This is a genomic window from Streptomyces sp. NPDC018026, assembly GCF_044327745.1.
GTDB classification, from domain to species: domain Bacteria; phylum Actinomycetota; class Actinomycetes; order Streptomycetales; family Streptomycetaceae; genus Streptomyces; species Streptomyces rubrogriseus.
The window spans coordinates 488210-504498 of the sequence record NZ_JBIRFY010000001.1 but is presented as its reverse complement, the minus strand read 5'-3'; the positions used below and the strand labels follow the sequence as shown (position 1 = coordinate 504498).

The 16289-nt window shown below is 74.0% G+C and carries 13 protein-coding genes; 5 read left to right on the top strand and 8 right to left on the bottom strand.

What is annotated here, in order from left to right; genetic code table 11:
• Nucleotides 1-9: 9 nt before the first annotated feature.
• Nucleotides 10-831, bottom strand: a complete 822-nt coding sequence (locus ACH4D3_RS02065) for a GntR family transcriptional regulator (RefSeq protein WP_398315364.1) — start codon at nucleotides 829-831, stop codon at nucleotides 10-12.
• 168 nt (nucleotides 832-999) lie between these two features.
• On the opposite strand from ACH4D3_RS02065, the gene ACH4D3_RS02060 reads away from it, so the two are divergent.
• On the top strand, nucleotides 1000-1845 hold the full coding sequence (locus tag ACH4D3_RS02060) for a (2Fe-2S)-binding protein (protein WP_398315362.1): 846 nt from the start codon (nucleotides 1000-1002) through the stop codon (nucleotides 1843-1845).
• A gap of 257 nt (nucleotides 1846-2102) precedes the next feature.
• Nucleotides 2103-3167, top strand: coding sequence for a DUF2637 domain-containing protein (locus ACH4D3_RS02055; protein ID WP_011030695.1), 1065 nt, complete (start codon nucleotides 2103-2105; stop codon nucleotides 3165-3167).
• Nucleotides 3168-3224: 57 nt separating this feature from the next.
• Here the strand turns inward: ACH4D3_RS02055 and ACH4D3_RS02050 are convergent, their stop codons facing one another.
• From ACH4D3_RS02050 to ACH4D3_RS02040, 3 genes are all read right to left on the bottom strand, one after another.
• Nucleotides 3225-3638, bottom strand: coding sequence for an ATP-binding protein (locus ACH4D3_RS02050; protein ID WP_398315360.1), 414 nt, complete (start codon nucleotides 3636-3638; stop codon nucleotides 3225-3227).
• Nucleotides 3639-3781: 143 nt separating this feature from the next.
• Nucleotides 3782-5524: a pyruvate dehydrogenase gene (locus tag ACH4D3_RS02045; RefSeq protein WP_398315358.1), complete on the bottom strand. Its 1743-nt coding sequence runs from the start codon at nucleotides 5522-5524 to the stop codon at nucleotides 3782-3784.
• A gap of 28 nt (nucleotides 5525-5552) precedes the next feature.
• On the bottom strand, nucleotides 5553-7133 hold the full coding sequence (locus ACH4D3_RS02040; RefSeq protein ID WP_398315356.1) for a protein phosphatase 2C domain-containing protein: 1581 nt from the start codon (nucleotides 7131-7133) through the stop codon (nucleotides 5553-5555).
• Nucleotides 7134-7440: 307 nt separating this feature from the next.
• Between ACH4D3_RS02040 and ACH4D3_RS02035 the strand changes: the two genes are divergently transcribed.
• Nucleotides 7441-8424, top strand: a complete 984-nt coding sequence (locus ACH4D3_RS02035; protein WP_398315354.1) for a helix-turn-helix domain-containing protein — start codon at nucleotides 7441-7443, stop codon at nucleotides 8422-8424.
• A 62-nt stretch (nucleotides 8425-8486) separates the two neighbouring features.
• On the top strand, nucleotides 8487-8969 hold the full coding sequence (locus ACH4D3_RS02030) for a DUF456 domain-containing protein (RefSeq protein WP_382821963.1): 483 nt from the start codon (nucleotides 8487-8489) through the stop codon (nucleotides 8967-8969).
• Here ACH4D3_RS02030 and ACH4D3_RS02025 read toward each other — a convergent pair.
• The 3 genes from ACH4D3_RS02025 to rsgA are packed head-to-tail and all read right to left on the bottom strand — an operon-like array spanning nucleotide 8932 to nucleotide 12132.
• Nucleotides 8932-9495, bottom strand: coding sequence for a methylated-DNA--[protein]-cysteine S-methyltransferase (locus ACH4D3_RS02025; RefSeq protein ID WP_398315352.1), 564 nt, complete (start codon nucleotides 9493-9495; stop codon nucleotides 8932-8934). The genes ACH4D3_RS02030 and ACH4D3_RS02025 overlap by 38 nt on opposite strands.
• Nucleotides 9492-10988 carry a DNA-3-methyladenine glycosylase 2 family protein gene (locus tag ACH4D3_RS02020; RefSeq protein WP_398315350.1) on the bottom strand — a complete coding sequence of 499 codons (1497 nt, stop codon included), beginning with the start codon at nucleotides 10986-10988 and terminating at the stop codon, nucleotides 9492-9494. The genes ACH4D3_RS02025 and ACH4D3_RS02020 overlap by 4 nt, the downstream gene beginning before the upstream one ends.
• A 22-nt stretch (nucleotides 10989-11010) precedes the next feature.
• Nucleotides 11011-12132 carry a ribosome small subunit-dependent GTPase A gene (gene rsgA, locus ACH4D3_RS02015; protein ID WP_398315348.1) on the bottom strand — a complete coding sequence of 374 codons (1122 nt, stop codon included), beginning with the start codon at nucleotides 12130-12132 and terminating at the stop codon, nucleotides 11011-11013.
• 262 nt (nucleotides 12133-12394) lie between these two features.
• Here rsgA and ACH4D3_RS02010 point away from each other — a divergent pair, with 262 nt between their 5' ends.
• Nucleotides 12395-14860, top strand: a complete 2466-nt coding sequence (locus ACH4D3_RS02010; RefSeq protein ID WP_398315346.1) for a DUF1963 domain-containing protein — start codon at nucleotides 12395-12397, stop codon at nucleotides 14858-14860.
• A 31-nt stretch (nucleotides 14861-14891) separates the two neighbouring features.
• On the opposite strand, the gene ACH4D3_RS02005 is transcribed toward ACH4D3_RS02010, so the two are convergent.
• Entirely contained in the window at nucleotides 14892-16211 is a 1320-nt protein-coding gene (locus tag ACH4D3_RS02005) for a radical SAM protein (protein ID WP_398315344.1), read from the bottom strand.
• Nucleotides 16212-16289: the final 78 nt, after the last annotated feature.

Sequence of the window (16289 nt, the reverse complement as noted above, 5' to 3'; positions counted from 1 at the left end):
GCCTCCGGCTCACGGCGTGCCCGTGAAGTGTTCCCCGACCAGGGCCCGCACCACGTCCGGGTCACCGGAGATCAGCGCGTCCAGCAGCGCGGTGTGCTGGTGCGCGTCGGCGACCAGGTCGGCCCGGCCGCGCACGGAGGGCGAGCCGGCCGGCGGCCACTGGGCGCGGCGGTGCACGTCACCGGCGATCCGGACCAGCTGTTCGTTGCCGGCCAGCCCGAGCACGGCGCGGTGGAAGGCGCGGTCGGCCTCGGCATAGGTGGCCGGGCAGCCGGAGGACGCGGCCCGGACGGTGGCCTCGGCGAGGGGACGCAGCTCCGCCCAGTGCTCGGCGGGCACCGTACGGGCCAGCCGGAGCCACACCGGAACCTCGATCAGGGCCCGGACCTCGGCCAGTTCGGCCAGCTCGCGGTCGCCGCGTTCCAGGACGCGGAAGCCCCGGTTGGGGACGACCTCGACGGCGCCCTCCAGGGCGAGCTGCTGCATGGCCTCCCGCACGGGTGTGGCCGAGACGCCGAACCGCTCGCCGAGCACCGGCGCCGAGTAGACCTCGCCGGGCCGCAGTTCACCGGTGACCAGCGCGGAGCGCAGGGCGTCGAGGATCTGTCCGCGCACGGAGGAACGCTGGACGAGGGCCCGCGGACGGGGCACCGGCGGTTCGCCGTGGGTGTGCTCGCCGCGTGCCGGACCGTCCGGCTCCGCACCGCCGGGGGCCCGGTCCCGTGCCCTGTCCGCCGCTCCCGGCTGCACCGGTATCCGCACCGCTTCGGCCGCCGCCCCCGTGCCCGTGCCCGCACCCGTTCTTGCGGCGCCCTGCGCGCTGTGCTTCACGGGTCCTCCTGCGGGACGTGTCGGTACTTGGGGTCATTACGGCGGGTTGTCACCTGTCCGTCAAGCACCATAAGCGCAGGGGCCGTCAGTTCAAATCCCGAACATATTGGGTAAGGTAAGGCTTACCTTTAAGCAGCCCGTTGTCCCGACGTGGATCGGTGGTCCCGCATGCCTGTCGCCCGCACGGCCCTCACGGACGCCTACGCGCGCCTGTCCGAGGTCCTCCCCGGGCTGGGCGTGACCGAACTGGCCGCGGCCGACGAGGTCCCGAGCGGCGACGGCTGGGTCACGGCCGCCTCCCTGGCCGCGGGCGGGACGGAGCTGGCGGCCTTCCTCGGCTGGGACGAGGCCCAGGTGCTGCGGGACTACGGACAGCGGGCCCGGCCGGACGTGATCGCCAGCTTCGGCCTGCACCGGTACGCGTGGCCCGCCTGCCTGCTGATCACCGTGCCGTGGTTCCTGCACCGCCGGGTGCCCCGGTACCCCGCGGCCCACGTGTCCTACGACCGCACGGCCGCCGGGCTCCCCCTCGGCCGGATGGCGGTGCGTGCCGCGTCCTTCGCCTGCCTCCCCGGCGACCCCGCCGCCTCGCTGCCCGGCATCCGGGTGGTCGCCGACGAGGAGGCGCTGCGCGCCGAGGTGCGGGCCGCGGTCGCCGAGCACCTGGAACCGGTGCTGGCCGGATTCGGCCCCCGGATGCGGCGGCGCGGACGCGCCCTGTGGGGGATGGCGACCGACGAGGTCGTCGAGGGCCTGTGGTACGTCGCCCACCTGCTCGGCGAGCAGGAGCGGGCCCGGCACGAGCTGGAGCTGCTGCTGCCGGGCGCGACCAAGCCGTACGTCGGGGACGCGGCGTTCCGCGAACTGACGGGGCCGGACGGCGAACCGCTGCACACCCGGGACCGGGCGAGCTGCTGCATGTTCTACACCCTGCGCCCCGAGGAAACCTGCGCCACCTGCCCGCGGACCTGCGACGCCGACCGCGTGGACAAGCTGCTCGCGGCAGCCGGCTGACGGACCGTCGGCTAAGATCGTCCGCGTCGTTCCACAACTCCCGCACACATGGCGGGAACTTTCCGTGGAACCACCCGTACGGGTAGTCTTAATCGAACTCAACTCCCGCCCCTCACGCGGCAGTTCGAGCAGAACGCCGCCCTGGGCACCCCCTCTGCACTCCCTTGGCGGCCTCTTGCCCCGAAACCCCCTGAGGGCCGCTGGGTTTGGGCCACCATGGCGGGCGTTACGCCCTATCCCACTGCAAGGGACCCCAGATGAGATTGACCGACATATCGCTGAACTGGCTGCTTCCGGGCGCCGTGCTGCTCCTGGGCATGCTGGCGGCGGTGGCGGTGCTCGCGCGCGGCAAGCGTTCCTCGGGGAAGGACGCGGGCGCGGACGACTCGTGGGAGCGCATGGAGGAGCGCCGCCGGCGCAAGGAGGCCCTCTACGGCACCTTCTCCTACGTCCTGCTCTTCTGCTGTGCCGCGGTCGCCGCGGCGCTCTCCTTCCACGGTCTGGTCGGCTTCGGCGAGCAGAACCTCGGCCTGAGCGACGGCTGGCAGTACCTGGTCCCGTTCGGGCTCGACGGTGCGGCGATGTTCTGCTCCGTCCTCGCGGTGCGCGAGGCCAGCCACGGTGACGCGGCGCTCGGCTCGCGGATACTCGTGTGGGCCTTCGCCTTCGCCGCGGCCTGGTTCAACTGGGTGCACGCGCCGCGCGGCCTGGGGCACGCGGGTGCCCCGCACTTCTTCGCGGGCATGTCCCTGTCGGCGGCGGTGCTGTTCGACCGGGCCCTGAAGCAGACCCGCCGGGCCGCCCTGCGCGAGCAGGGTCTGGTGCCGCGTCCGCTGCCGCAGATCCGCATGGTCCGCTGGCTGCGCGCGCCCCGCGAGACGTACCGCGCCTGGTCGCTGATGCTCCTGGAGGGCGTGCGCAGCCTGGACGAGGCGGTCGAGGAGGTGCGCGACGACCGGCGCCAGAAGGAGGAGAAGAAGCTCCGGCGGCGCGAGCAGGAGCGGCTGGAGCGGGCGCAGCTCAAGGCGATCAGCCGGGGCCACGGCCACCGCGGCTTCCCCGGGCGCGGCGGCCGTCAGGTCGAGGTCGAGGTGCAGCAGGTCGAGCGGGGTTCGGAACGCGCCGCCGCGGAGCCTGCCATATCGACCCCGGAGCAACTGCCCGCGGCGAGCCGGCGGCCCTCCCTGCAGCCCGTGCGGAGCGGGTCTGAGCAGATGTCGGTGGGGACCGTCGACCTCACCGCGGAGGACGACACCCAGGCCCTGCCCCGCCTGGACTCCCTGGAGCGCAAGCTCAAGGACCTGGAGCAGCAGTTCGGCTGAGCCGGGCGCGCACCGTATCCGATACCGACGGCCTGAGGCTCCGGTCTTCCCGGCGCCTCAGGCCGCTTCCGCTTCCGCTCCCGCCGCCGCTGCCGCGCCCAGTTCGAACCAGACCGACTTGCCCACCTCGCAGGGCTGTACGCCCCAGTCGTCGGCGAGCGACTCGACCAGGACCAGCCCTCTGCCGTTGGTGCTCTCGTCCCGCTGCGGTGCGCGCGGCCGGGGCTGTCGGCCCCGGCCCACGAAGTCCCGTACCTCGACCCGCAGGGCGCGCGGCCCGACCGTCGCGGTCAGGACGGCGCCCTCGTCGGTGTGCACGAGCGCGTTGGTGACCAGCTCGCTGGCGAGCAGCTCCGCGACCTCCGACTGCCCTGGTCCGCCCCAGTGCCGCAGCAGCTCACGCAGTGCCCGCCGGGCCTCGGGCACCGCCCGCAGGTCCGCCCGGCCGAGCCGCCGCCTGAGCTGTGGCACCGCCTGCTCCTTCATGTCCCCCGTCGGCGCGCTGATGTCGTCTCCCCCCGTCTGTCCCGCTTCGGTCGAACAACTTCACGGGGAAAGCCTTGCCCGTTCGAGCCCTCGGCAGTCATCGGGTTTCGGCCGGGTCGTCCGTCCGGTCACGGGCGGGGGACGTTGCGCAGGTTGGAACGGGCCATCTGGAGCATGCGTCCCACGCCGCCGTCCAGCACGATCTTCGAGGCGGACAGGGCGAAGCCGGTGACCATGTCGGCGCTGATCTTCGGCGGGATGGACAGGGCGTTGGGGTCGGTGACGACGTCGACGAGGGCCGGGCCCTTGTGCTTGAACGCCGCCTTCAGCGCCCCGGCCAGGTCCTTGGGCTTCTCCACCCGGACGCCGAAGACGCCGCAGGCCTCGGCGACGGCGGCGAAGTCGGGGTTCTTGTTGGCCACGCCGTGCGAGGGCAGGCCGGCGACGAGCATCTCCAACTCGACCATGCCGAGCGAGGAGTTGTTGAAGAGGACGACCTTCACCGGGAGGTCGTGCTGGACGAGGGTGAGGAAGTCGCCCATCAGCATGGTGAACCCGCCGTCGCCGGACATCGACACGACCTGCCGGCGCCGGTCGGTGAACTGGGCGCCGATCGCCATCGGCAGCGCGTTCGCCATCGAACCGTGGGAGAAGGAACCGATGATGCGGCGGCGTCCGTTGGGCGAGATGTAGCGGGCCGCCCAGACGTTGCACATCCCGGTGTCGACGGTGAACACCGCGTCGTCGTCGGCCATCTCGTCCAGCAGGGCGGCCACGTACTCGGGGTGGATCGGGACGTGCTTTTCGACCTTGCGGGTGTACGCCTTGACCACGCCCTCCAGCGCGTCGGCGTGCTTCTTCAGCATCCGGTCGAGGAAGCGGCGGCTCTTCTTCTCCTCGATCCGCGGGATCAGGCAGCGCAGCGTCTCCCGCGCGTCGCCCCACACCGCCAGGTCCAGCTTGGAACGCCGTCCCAGGTGCTCGGGCCGGACGTCGATCTGGGCGATCTTCACGTCGTCGGGCAGGAAGGCGTTGTACGGGAAGTCGGTGCCGATCAGGAGCAGCAGGTCGCACTCGTGGGTGGCCTCGTAGGCGGCGCCGTAGCCGAGCAGCCCGCTCATGCCGACGTCGTACGGGTTGTCGTACTGGATGAACTCCTTGCCCCGCAGGGCGTGCCCGACCGGTGCCTTGAGCTTCCCGGCGAACTCCATGACCTCGGCGTGCGCGCCCGCGGTGCCGCTGCCGCAGAACAGGGTGACCCGCTCGGCGTCGTCGATCATCCGGACCAGCCGGTCGATCTCCTCGTCGCCGGGCCGGACGGTGGGCCGGGAGGTGACGAGCGCCGTCTCGGCGGCCTTCTCCGGAGCGGGCTCGTCGGCGATGTCGCCGGGCAGCGAGACGACGCTGACGCCGCCCTGGCCGACGGCGTGCTGGATGGCGGTCTGCAGCAGTCTCGGCATCTGCTTCGGGCTGGAGATCAGCTCGCTGTAGTGGCTGCACTCGCGGAACAGCTGGTCGGGGTGGGTCTCCTGGAAGAAGCCGAGCCCGATCTCGCTGGACGGGATCTGGGAGGCGAGGGCGAGGACGGGGGCCATGGAGCGGTGGGCGTCGTAGAGCCCGTTGATGAGGTGGAGGTTGCCGGGGCCGCAGGAGCCCGCGCACGCGGCCAGCTTCCCGGTGATCTGGGCCTCCGCGCCGGCGGCGAAGGCGGCGGTCTCCTCGTGCCGCACGTGCACCCATTCGATGCCGGAGTGGCGGCGCACGGCGTCCACGATCGGGTTGAGGCTGTCCCCGACCACTCCGTAGAGGCGCTCGACCCCGGCGCGGGTGAGGATGTCGACGAACTGTTCCGCGACGTTCTGTTTGGCCATGGGTCCAGCTATGCCACAGCGAGCGGTCTCACGCCTCCCAAACGGCGGCGGCCGTACGGTCGTCCGCGTATCCCTTGACCCGTACGCCGCTGTCGGCGAGGAACTCCCCCGGTCCGGGCGCCGGGCGGCCCGCCCATCGCCGCGCGAGGAGTTCGCCCAGCTCGGGCTCGTGCAGCAGGGGCTCGGCGAGGCCCGCGGTGCACATCAGGAGCACATCACCCGGGCGGGCTACGGAGGCCCGGAAACGGAACGGCTCGCGGGGCGGCCCGGCGGGCGGGCCGTCGTACGGGCCCGGGGGCGTGGTGATGCCGAGGTCCATGGTGAGCCGGTCGCCCTCGGGCGACTCGCTCGGCGCGTCGTGGGGTGCGGAGCCGAAGCCGAGGACGGGCTCTCCGGTGACGTCACCGGCGTCCGGCTCCATGTCCTGCCAGGCGCCGTCGCGCAGCCGGAGCAGTCCGCCCGCGCCGACGCCGAAGAACACCCGGGTGCGGCACCCGGGGTCGGCGGGCAGCAGCAGGCAGCGCAGGGTGGCCGCGTACTCGTCGGGGCCGAGGCCCTGTTCGGCGGCGCCCGCCCGCAGCCGCCCCAGGCTGCGGTCGGTGAGGCGGTGCAGGCCGGACTTCAGGTCGCCGCGCCGGGCGGCCCGCAGGTCCTCGGCGAGCCGGGCGTGGCTGCGGCCCACGGCTCCCGCGATCCACCGGCACACCTCGGCCGCCGCCCGGTGCGCCCCGGCGGTGGCCCGGGCGCCGGTCGCCATGGCCACCAGGACCAGCGCCTGCTCGCCGGCGCCGAACCGGGCGACGAGGAGCGCGTCGCGCCGCGGCTCGCCCCGGTAGCGCGCGGAGTCCCCGCGTACGGAGACGGCCCGCAGCGTGCACGTCCCGTACCGGGCGCCTTCCAGCACGGTGTCCGGGACCAGTCCGTCGAGGCCGTCGGGATCGGCGGGCGGCAGCGCGGTGGGCTCGGCGTCGTAGGTGGGCGGCCCGCTGCCGACGTAGTCGCGGTCGGCCTCCGGCGAGGGGAGGAAGGGCGGCGGAAGCGGCGGCAGGCCGGGCAGGGTCCGGGGCGGCGGGACCGCTTCGGGCGGTTCCCTGAGGTCGGCGTCCCCGGCCCCGGAGGTGGTCGGCCCACGCGGATCCGACCGCCTGGTACCGGACGCCGGCGGCGAGACGGGACCCGAGGATTCACCCGGCGGCGGAGTTCCGGCGGGCGTGGGCCCTGGCGCGTCCGGCGCGCCCGTGTCCCAGGGAGCCGTGGGTCTCGGGTCGCCGTCGCCCGGACCCGGCAGGTCCGCGTGGAGCTGCGGGGCGTCGTCCCCGGTGCGCGGGCCGGGGACGACGGCGGACGGGCGATTGGACCACCAGGGCCGTCCCGGTTCGGGCGCGGTGGGGGACGGTGGTGGCGCCGGGTGCGCCGGCTCGCCGGGGCCGGGGTCCGCCGGCCCGCGGGCCAGCGTGTCCGACGCCGAGGCGAAGCGGTCGTCCAGGGAATCGGGCGCGGCCGTGGGGCCGGTGTCGTCGGTGGAGTCGTCGTACAGCTGCCCCCACCAGTCGTCCTCAGGTCCGGTGGGACCGGCGGGACCGGTGGGCCTTCCCCCCTGCTGACTCATGCTCCCGATTGTCCACCGATGGGGCCGGATGAAAACGGGGCATCGGGAAATTCGGGGCGGACCGGCCTGCGCCGGGCGGCGTGTCGGGGGACGCGTCGAACAGTTCTCCGAGGTCGGGGAGTTCTCCGAGGTGGGGTGGCCGGGCGGCCCCACCCCCCACGGGAGGACCGCCCGGCGACGCCACCTTGGCAGAGTGACCGGCGGTACGGCGATGATGTCCCGAGGCGGGTTTGCGCCGTGGCCGTTTCCCGCCACGGACGTCCGCGCAGGTGGAGGTGGGCATGGTTCTGGGGAGGGGCGACACCTGATGCTGGGAGTGCTGGGGCTGGAGGACACGCACGAGGCGGCGTACCGGGCGCTGGTGTCGGTGGGCGCGGCCGACGTACCGGATCTGGCCAGGCGGCTGGCGCTCGGCGAGCGGGACACCGAGCGCGCGCTGCGCCGGCTGGAGCAGAACGGGCTCGCCGCCCAGTCCTCGGCCCGCCCGGGACGCTGGGTCGCGGCCCCGCCGGGCGTCGCGCTGGGCGCGCTGCTCACCCAGCAGCGGCACGAGCTGGAGCGGGCGGAGCTGGCGGCGGCGCTGCTGGCGGAGGAGTACCGGGCGGCGGCCGCCGAGCCCGCGGTGCACGACCTGGTGGAGGTGGTGACCGGCGCCGGGGCCGTCGCCCAGCGCTTCCTCCAGCTCCAGCTCGGCGCGAGCGAGGAGGTGTGCGCGCTGGTCACCGACAAGCCGGTGGCCGTGACCGGCATGGAGAACGACGCGGAGGAGCAGGCCACCGGGCGCGGTGTCCGCTACCGGGTGGTGGTCGAGCGGTCGGTCCTCGACCTGCCGACCGGCATCACCGAGCTGACCGCGGCGCTGGGCCGCGACGAGCAGGTCCGGGTCGTGGACCGGGTGCCGACCAAGCTGATCGTGGCGGACCGCTCCCTCGCCCTGGTCCCGCTCACCGCGCGCTCCTCGGAGCCCGCCGCGCTGGTGGTGCACGCCAGTGGTCTGCTCGAACTGCTGTCTGGCCTGTTCGAGGCCGTGTGGCGGGACGCCCTCCCGCTGCGTCTGGGTGCCTCCGGCGTGACCGAGCAGGCCCCCGACGGCCCGGACGGCACCGATCTGGAGATCCTCTCCCTGCTGCTCGCCGGGCTGACCGACGCGAGCGTGGCCAAGCAGCTCGACCTGGGCCTCAGGACCGTGCAGCGGCGGGTCAAACGCCTGATGGAGCTGACCGGGGTCACCACCCGGCTCCAGCTGGGCTGGCACGCCTACGAACGGGACTGGGTGGCCAGAACGGACTGAGGAGACCTCGCCCGCCGGGCCGGACTTCTGCGGACCGGGCCGGACTCCTGCACCCTGGACAGATGGGAGCGTGGGACCTCCTGCTGGCCGGCCTGGTGATTCTGCTCGGGCTGTGCGGCGTCCTGCTGCCCGGCGTGCCGGGGTCGTGGCTGGTGTGGGCCGGGGTGCTGTGGTGGGCGCTGAAGGATCCGCGGCCGCTCGCGTGGGCGGTGCTGGTCGGCGCCACCGTCGTGCTCCTGCTGTCCCGGGCGGTGCGCTGGGCGCTGCCGACCCGCAGGAAACGCCGGGACGAGGCCATGCGCCGGCTGACGGCGTACGCGGGCGCGGGCGCCGTCCTCGGCTTCGTCCTGGTCCCCGTGCTCGGCGCGATCCCCGGCTTCATGGGCGGCATCTACCTCGCCGAGCGGCTGCGGCTGGGCCGGCACGGCGAGGCGATGGCGTCGCTGCGGACGGCGATGCGCCAGGGCGGTGCCGACCTGCTGACCGAGCTGTTCGCCTGCCTGCTGATCACCGGGGCGTGGCTGGGAGCGGTGCTGGCCGGCTGAGCGGGGCGCCCTCCAGCGAGAGCAGCCGCGTCTTGCGTTCCAGCCCGCCCGCGTACCCGGTCAGGGAGCCGTCGGCGCCGATCACCCGGTGGCAGGGGCGCAGGATCAGCAGTGGATTCGCGCCGATCGCGCCCCCGACGGCGCGTACCGCGGGCCGCGACGCCCCGATGCGCGCGGCGATCTCGCCGTACGTGGTCGTCGCCCCGTAGGGCACGTCGTCCAGGGCGGCCCACACGCGCTCCCGGAAGGCGGTGCCCTCCGCGCGCAGCGGCAGCGAGAACTCCGTCAGCTCCCCGGCGAAGTAGGCGCCGAGCTGTTCCCCGGCCGCCCGGAAGGGCCCGGCGTCGCGCCGCCACCCGTCCCGGACGCTCCGGCCGCCCTTCTGCCCGGGCACGGACAGGGAGGTGAGCGCGCCGTCGGAGCCGGCGGTGAGGAGCAGCCGCCCGACGGGGCTGTCGACCTCGTGCCAGTACGTCTCGGCCGGGATGCTCGTGGCCGTGGTCGCTGTCGACTTGGTCGTGGTCATCGGTCGTTCTCCCACTCTCCTGCTGCGCGCAGGTGGTTCAGTGCGTACGAGCGCCAGGGGCGCCAGGTGTCGGGGACGGCGGGGCCGGGTGGTGCGACGTCCGGGTCGCCGAGGGCGCGGGTGCGCACGACGGCGGCCGTACGGGCGTCCAGGCCGGGCACGGCGAGCAGCGCGCGCTCGGCGTCGTCCCGGTCGGCGCCCGGGTCCAGGCGTACGGAGCCGTCGGCGAGGGCGGCGGCGAGCGCGCCCGGGGTGCCGTGCGGTGCGGCCTCGGCGAGGACGCCCGGTTCGGGGAAGAGGTGGGTGAGGGTGCCGCAGGGCGCGTCGAGCACCTTGCCGTACCGCTGGACGAGGCGCTCGGCCTCCGTGCGCCCCACCAGAGCGCGCACCGCCAGTTCCTCGGGGTCGGCGGTGCCCGGCGAGCGCAGCCCGGGGCGGGCGGCGACCAGCGGGGCGAGCCGGGGGTCGGCGCCGAGCCGCTCGTCGACGGCGTACGGGTCGGCGTCGAGGTCGAACAGCCGCCGCAGCCGCTGTACGGAGGTGGTCAGGTCGCGCAGGTCGGTGAGGTGGAGGCGGGCGTCGAGCCAGCCCCCGCCGCCGGTACCCGCCCGGCCCGGCCGTTCCTGGACGGCGACGATCCCGGTGCCGTACGGCAGGCGCAGGGTGCGCCGGTAGAGGCGGCGGCCGGTCTCGCCGCTCACCTCCTCGACACCGGCGACGGCCTCCCGCTGGAGCAGGTCGAAGACGGGGCCGGCCCGGTAGGGGCCGCGGTGGGCGAGGCGCAGCGGGACGCCGGCGGACGGGGTGGCCGTGCGCCGGGCGTCCCGGTCGCGGGCCGGGGCGGCGGCGCGCAGCTCGCTCGGGGTGGCCGCGTACACGGCCCGGACGGTGTCGTTGAACTGCCGCACGCTGGCGAACCCCGACGCGAAGGCGATCTCGGTGACCGGCAGGCCGGTGGTCTGCAGCAGGACCCGCGCGGTGTGCGCCCGCTGGGCGCGGGCGAGGGCCACGGGTCCGGCGCCCACCTCGGCGGTGAGCTGCCGCTGCACCTGGCGGGCGCTGTAGCCGAGCCGCCCGGCGAGTCCGGCGACGCCCTCCCGGTCCACCACACCGTCGCCGATCAGCCGCATGGCCCGGCCGACGACGTCGGCGCGGACGTTCCAGTCGGCGGAGCCCGGCACGGCGTCGGGACGGCACCGCCGGCAGGCCCGGAAACCCGAGCCCTGCGCGGCGGCGGCCGTCGCGAAGAACCGCACGTTGCGCCGCTTCGGCGTGACGGCGGGGCAACTGGGCCGGCAGTAGATGCCGGTCGTCTCGACGGCGAAGAAGAACGCGCCGTCGAACCGGGCGTCCCGGCTCCGCACGGCCTCGTACCTGACGTCCTCGCGGGGGTCCGCGTACTCCGCCGTCTGCGCCGCTGTCCGCACTGTCTGTGGTGTCACGCTGTCCAGTCTCCGCCGGACCGGCGGACCGGGCTGGCGGAAATCGGACATCGCGTTGGTGGTGGCCGGCGGGCTACCGCAGGCCACCCCGCTTGGCCTCCATCGCCGCCTTGCCGATGGCGCCCCGGCGCTTGAACTCCTTGCGGATCTCGGCCCGCACCCGGGCGTCGGTCTTGGCGACGATGCGCTGGTTCTCCCGCATCAGCTTGCGGTAGCTCTCCAGCCGCCGCTCGGGCAGTGCACCGCTGTCGATGGCGGCGAGAACGGCGCAGCCCGGTTCGCTCTCGTGGGCGCAGTCGTGGAACCGGCACTCCTCGGCCAGCTCCGCGATCTCGGCGAACACCTGGTCCACCCCGCTGCCGGCGTCCCAGAGCCCGACGCCCCGCAGCCCGGGGGTGTCGATCAGCACGCCCCCGCCGGGCATGGCGAGGAGGTTGCGGGTGGTGGTGGTGTGCCGGCCCTTGCCGTCGACGTCCCGGGTGGCCTGCACGTCCATGGCGTCCTCGCCGAGCAGCGCGTTGGCGAGGGTGGACTTGCCGGCGCCGGACTGTCCGAGCAGCACGGCGGTGCCGCCGGAGACGACGGCGGCGAGCACGTCGAGCCCCTCGCCCTGCTCGGCGCTGACCGGCAGCACCGTTACGCCGGGCGCGGCGGTCTCCACGTCCTGGACGAGGTACGCCAGGGTCACCGGGTCGGGCACGAGGTCGGCCTTGGTGAGGACGACCAGGGGCTGTGCCCCGGATTCCCAGGCGAGGGCGAGGAACCGTTCGATCCGGGCGAGGTCCAGCTCGACCGCGAGCGACACGGCGACGATCGCGTGGTCGACGTTGGCCGCGAGGATCTGCCCCTCGGACCGCTTGGAGGAGGTGGAGCGCACGAAGGCGGTGCGGCGGGGCAGGTACGTGCGTACGTAGCGCGGGTTGCCGTCCGGTTCGACGGCGACCCAGTCGCCGGTGCAGACGACCCGCAGCGGGTCGTGCGGCGTGACGAACGCGGTGTCGGCGCGCAGGACGCCGTCCTCGGTGACGACGTCGCACTGCCCGCGGTCGACCCGCACGACCCGGCCGGGCACGCAGCCCTGGTCGGTGTACGGGGCGAACTCCGCCTCCCACCGCGCGTCCCAGCCGTACGGGGCGAGCGGGTGCGAGGAGGAGCGGGAGGAAAGGGAAGAGGAGGAAGACGAAGCGTGATTCAAGGGGGGCCCTTCACAGGGGTGGCCCCGGCGTCCGCGTGTCGTACGCGGGAAGTGAGGTGTGTCAGCCGGAGGCCACGGAGGTGGACTTGACGAACTTCCGAATGCGGGCAGCGCCCAGCTCAACGACAGTCATCGGTCAACACCTCCCAGATCCCTACGGCGCGTGGCAGCTGTGCGGCCACTGGAACATGGGCAATCTTAGCCGTCCCCACGGGTGCGCACCAGCCATTTGCCTCCCCCGGTCGCTCCATAGGATCTCCGCATGGCACAGGATGAGACAGAAGAGAACAGCGGCGCTCAGCTTCCGACGGGTACACCGGCCGGCCTCGCCACGGCGTTGCGCACCTGCCTCGCACCGCGGGTGTCGGGGCGTGTCCTCGAAGGTGCGGTCGGGTACGTCCTGCACGGCACGGGACGAGAGGTCCTGGACGCGCTGGACGACCGCGACGCGGCGGCCGCCGGCCCGCGGCCGGAAGGGAGCCATGAGGACCTCGGCGCCGCGCAGCTCGTAGTACACCGGGACGCACCGGCCGACATCCTCGCCCGGTACGGGCAGCTGCTGGACGCGGTCGGCGCCCCGGACCGGCCGGATGCCACCAGCTGGCTCGGCGCGCTGACCGACAGCGTGCTGGACGCCACCGGAGCCCGGTCGGAGGCGGCCCAGGAGGCGCGCGCCCGGTGGACCCCCGACCTCGTGTGCGAGATCGCCAGGGCCGGCCGCGCGTCCGGCGGCCGCACCCCCGTACACACGACGCTGATGACGCTGCTGCACATCGGCCCCGCCAGACGCTGGCCGCCCCGGCACGTGCTCCTGGCGACCGACGCCGGCGACGCGTTCCTGGCCCGGCACGCCGATGTACTCGCCGAGGTCGTCTTCGCGGCGAGACCCGACCACCGCAGGTTCGTGGCACGCCGGTGCGCGCGGGACGCCGGACGGCATGCCGCTCTCCTCGCCGCACTGGCGGTCGACGAGGAGCCTTACGTGCGGGCCGACGCGCTCGCCTCGCTGGCCTGGCTCGACGGGCCCCGGCAGGTGGAGGTGCTGCGGCCGCACCTGCGGACCGCGGTCCCGGACCGGCTCACCGGTGTCCTGGGGCGCCTGGCCGACCTCGACGGCGGTTGCGCGGCGATCGAGGACGCGCTGTCCGCACGCGATGGGCGCCCGCTGGACGTCGAGCGCGCGGAGCCGCTGCGCCGGACGGCCGACCGGGCGTCCGTCATGAGCGGGCCCGGAGCCGTGGTGCCCGTCCCGCGCACGACGCCGCCGGACGACGCCGGTCTCCTCGCGGAGCTGGACACGCGGGCCGCCGCCGCCCGCCTCGAAGGGGACCACTTCTGGCCCGGTGTCGAGCAGTTGCTGGCACGGATACCCGACGTGCGCGTGCTGCGCGACGCCCTGCGTCGGGCCGGGGCGAGCGACGCCGACCGCCGGGTCGCGGCGCTCCTGACCACCCGGCAGATCGGGGCGTTCGGCCGGCCCGTCGGCGCGGTCCTCACGCCCGGGGACGCCGTGCGGTGGTGGCCACTGTTCGCCGAGCGGCCGGACCTGGTGGCCGAGTACCTGGAGGGCTTCGACAGCAGGAGGCATCCCGACCAGGAGGCCGTCGACACGGCCCACATGATGCTGAAGATCCTCGAGTGCTTCCCGGCGGTTCCCAAGACCCTGGTCCCCCGGCTGACGTCGATCGCGCTCGGTGCCTCCCGGCACCGCCTGGCCGCACGCCGGGTGCTCGGCGGCCACCCGGGCGCCCGGGACGCCGCGCGGTCGGCGCTGGGCGGCGGGCGGGAGACTGCGCGCAGGTCGGCGGCGGAGTGGCTCGCCGGACTGGGCGAGCCGGGCGTCGTGCCGCCGGAGCCGGGCTGGGAGTTCGGCGAAGGGGTGCTGGCCCCGGCCGCCCGGAACTTGCCCCCCGCGACGCTCTGGTGGCTCGACCGCTTCCGGGAACAGGCCCTGGAACGGGGCGTTCCGGCGCCGGACGTGGACCGGTGGCTCGGGCTCGCCCGCCCGATGCTGCGGACGGCCCCCGACAGGAGCGGACCGGTGGTGGGCAGGCTCGGCGGCCCGCTGATGCTCCCACCGGACGTTCCCACGCCCGGTCTTCGCCACGAGTCGGCGGACGAGGAGGTCGGGGCGGATCACCAGCTCATCCTGACGCTCGACTGCTCCACCGTCCCGGACGGGGCGACCGACGTGCCGCTTCCGCCGGACGGCACGCTGCTCCTCTTCGTCAACGCCGACCTGGAACCCGATCCCGCGGGCGGCGCTGTGTACGTGCCGGCCGGGGCCCCGGTGGAGGAACGGGAGTCGTTCCCCGACTACGAGGTCTACGAGTACGACTCCCCGGAGGCCCTGGACGCCGAGTTGCGCGAAATCGGCGACCTGCGGCTCGTACCCGGGGTGTCCTTGCCGACCACACCGCCCGACGCCGGGATGCGCGCCCGGCACCCCCACGCCGAGACACTGCGGGAGGTGTGGTCCGACCGGACGGACGGCGGCGGGGACTGGCAGCTCGGCGGTCACGCCGCCAACTTCGACGACTACGGCGACCCGGTGGCCGGCTCCGCCGACCCGGACGAGGAGGCTCCCCTCTCGGACCGCGAGGCCTGGGTACTGCTCGCGCAGTGGGTGGGGTTCCCCATGTCGATCGTGTACTGGACCATCACCCGCCAGGACCTCGCCGCACGCCGCTTCGACCGGGTCGTCGTACAGATGCACGCCAACCCCTGACTGGCGGGCCGCCGCGGGACGCGCCCGTGGCTCACACCTCCACGGGCGCGTCCTCCGGCAGGCTGTCCATGAAGGAGCTGACCGAGAAGACCGCGTTGCCGGCGCCGGGCGGGCCGTAGCCGGGGGGCGAGGAGAGCCCGTAGTCCTCCATGGTCTGGCGGTAGGCCTGGAGCAGGCGGATGTGGTACTCCAGCGGGGCGCCGTCGGGGTTGGTCTTGCCGAGCGGGGTGGTGGGCTCGGGGCACCAGGTGGTGAAGCGGGGCGTGATGCCGTGCGACATGAAGAAGCGCAGGCCCTCGGTGGTGGACGCGATGGCCTCGTCGACGGTCTTGAAGCCGAAGGGCTCGGCCATCTCGACGCCCGCGACGAAGTTGGGGATGACGTTGCGCGCGCCGAAGACCTCGGTGGAGTCCAGGATGCGCCGGTGCCACTCGTCGCGGCCGACGTAGCGCTCCTTGCCCGGGCAGTACATCTTGAAGAGGTACTCGTCCCACACCTCGAAGTTGGGGTGGTAGATCTGCACGCCGTAGTCCTTGAAGCGCTGGACGTCCGGCTTGGGCAGGGCCTGGGCGACGACCTTGCCGATCCAGCGGCCGGGGAAGTGCTCCTCGATGGCCTTGGCGTACCGGCCGTAGAAGTCGGCCTCGTCCAGACCCTGGACCTTCGACGTGATCGCGCCGCCGGTGAGCGTGTACGCGGTGGAGATCTTGGCGGTGTCGTACTTGTCGATGATCTCCAGCGCCTCCAGGACCTCGTCGACGTCCTTCACGCCCGTGTACGGCCGCCCCGCCGCCTTGTGCTGGCGCCAGTTGTGGTTGATGTCGCAGTACTGGCACTCCTCCTTGGCGCCGAAGTACTGGCAGACGCGGAACGCGGTCAGGTAGATCAGGTAGCCCCACTGGATGGTCGGGGCCACCTCCATGACCGACTTCCCGTTGGAGAGCTTGTGCCGGTAGTACTCGGGCATGGGCGGCACGCCGACGTCGGCGATCCGCTTGCCGTCCAGGTAGAGGCCGAGGACACCGTCCTCGTTCGCGGCGACGCGGTAGGGGGAGGCCGGGTTCACGCGGACCGAGACGACGGTGCGGCGCAGGTCGTAGGGGCCGCCGGTGAGGATGATCTCCTCGGGCGGGCGGCGCAGGGCGGCCTCGCCCAGCTCGGGCAGGGTGCCGTGGTCGAAGGAGAAGATGAAGTACGACTTCGGCTTGACCTCGCCGTTCTCGTTGTCGCTCAGCGCCGAGGGGTCGAAGGCGACACCGCCGCGCAGCAGGTCCTCCTTGAAGACGGCCTCGCGCGGTACGTGCGGGAACCGCTCCATCAGATCCTCGACCAGCGCGGTACGGCTGTCCATCCCGTGTCTCCTCCCGGGTCCGGCGTTCGACTTCTCACGGTATGCCCCCGAGGGAGAGGCTTACCGCCCGGGGCCCCT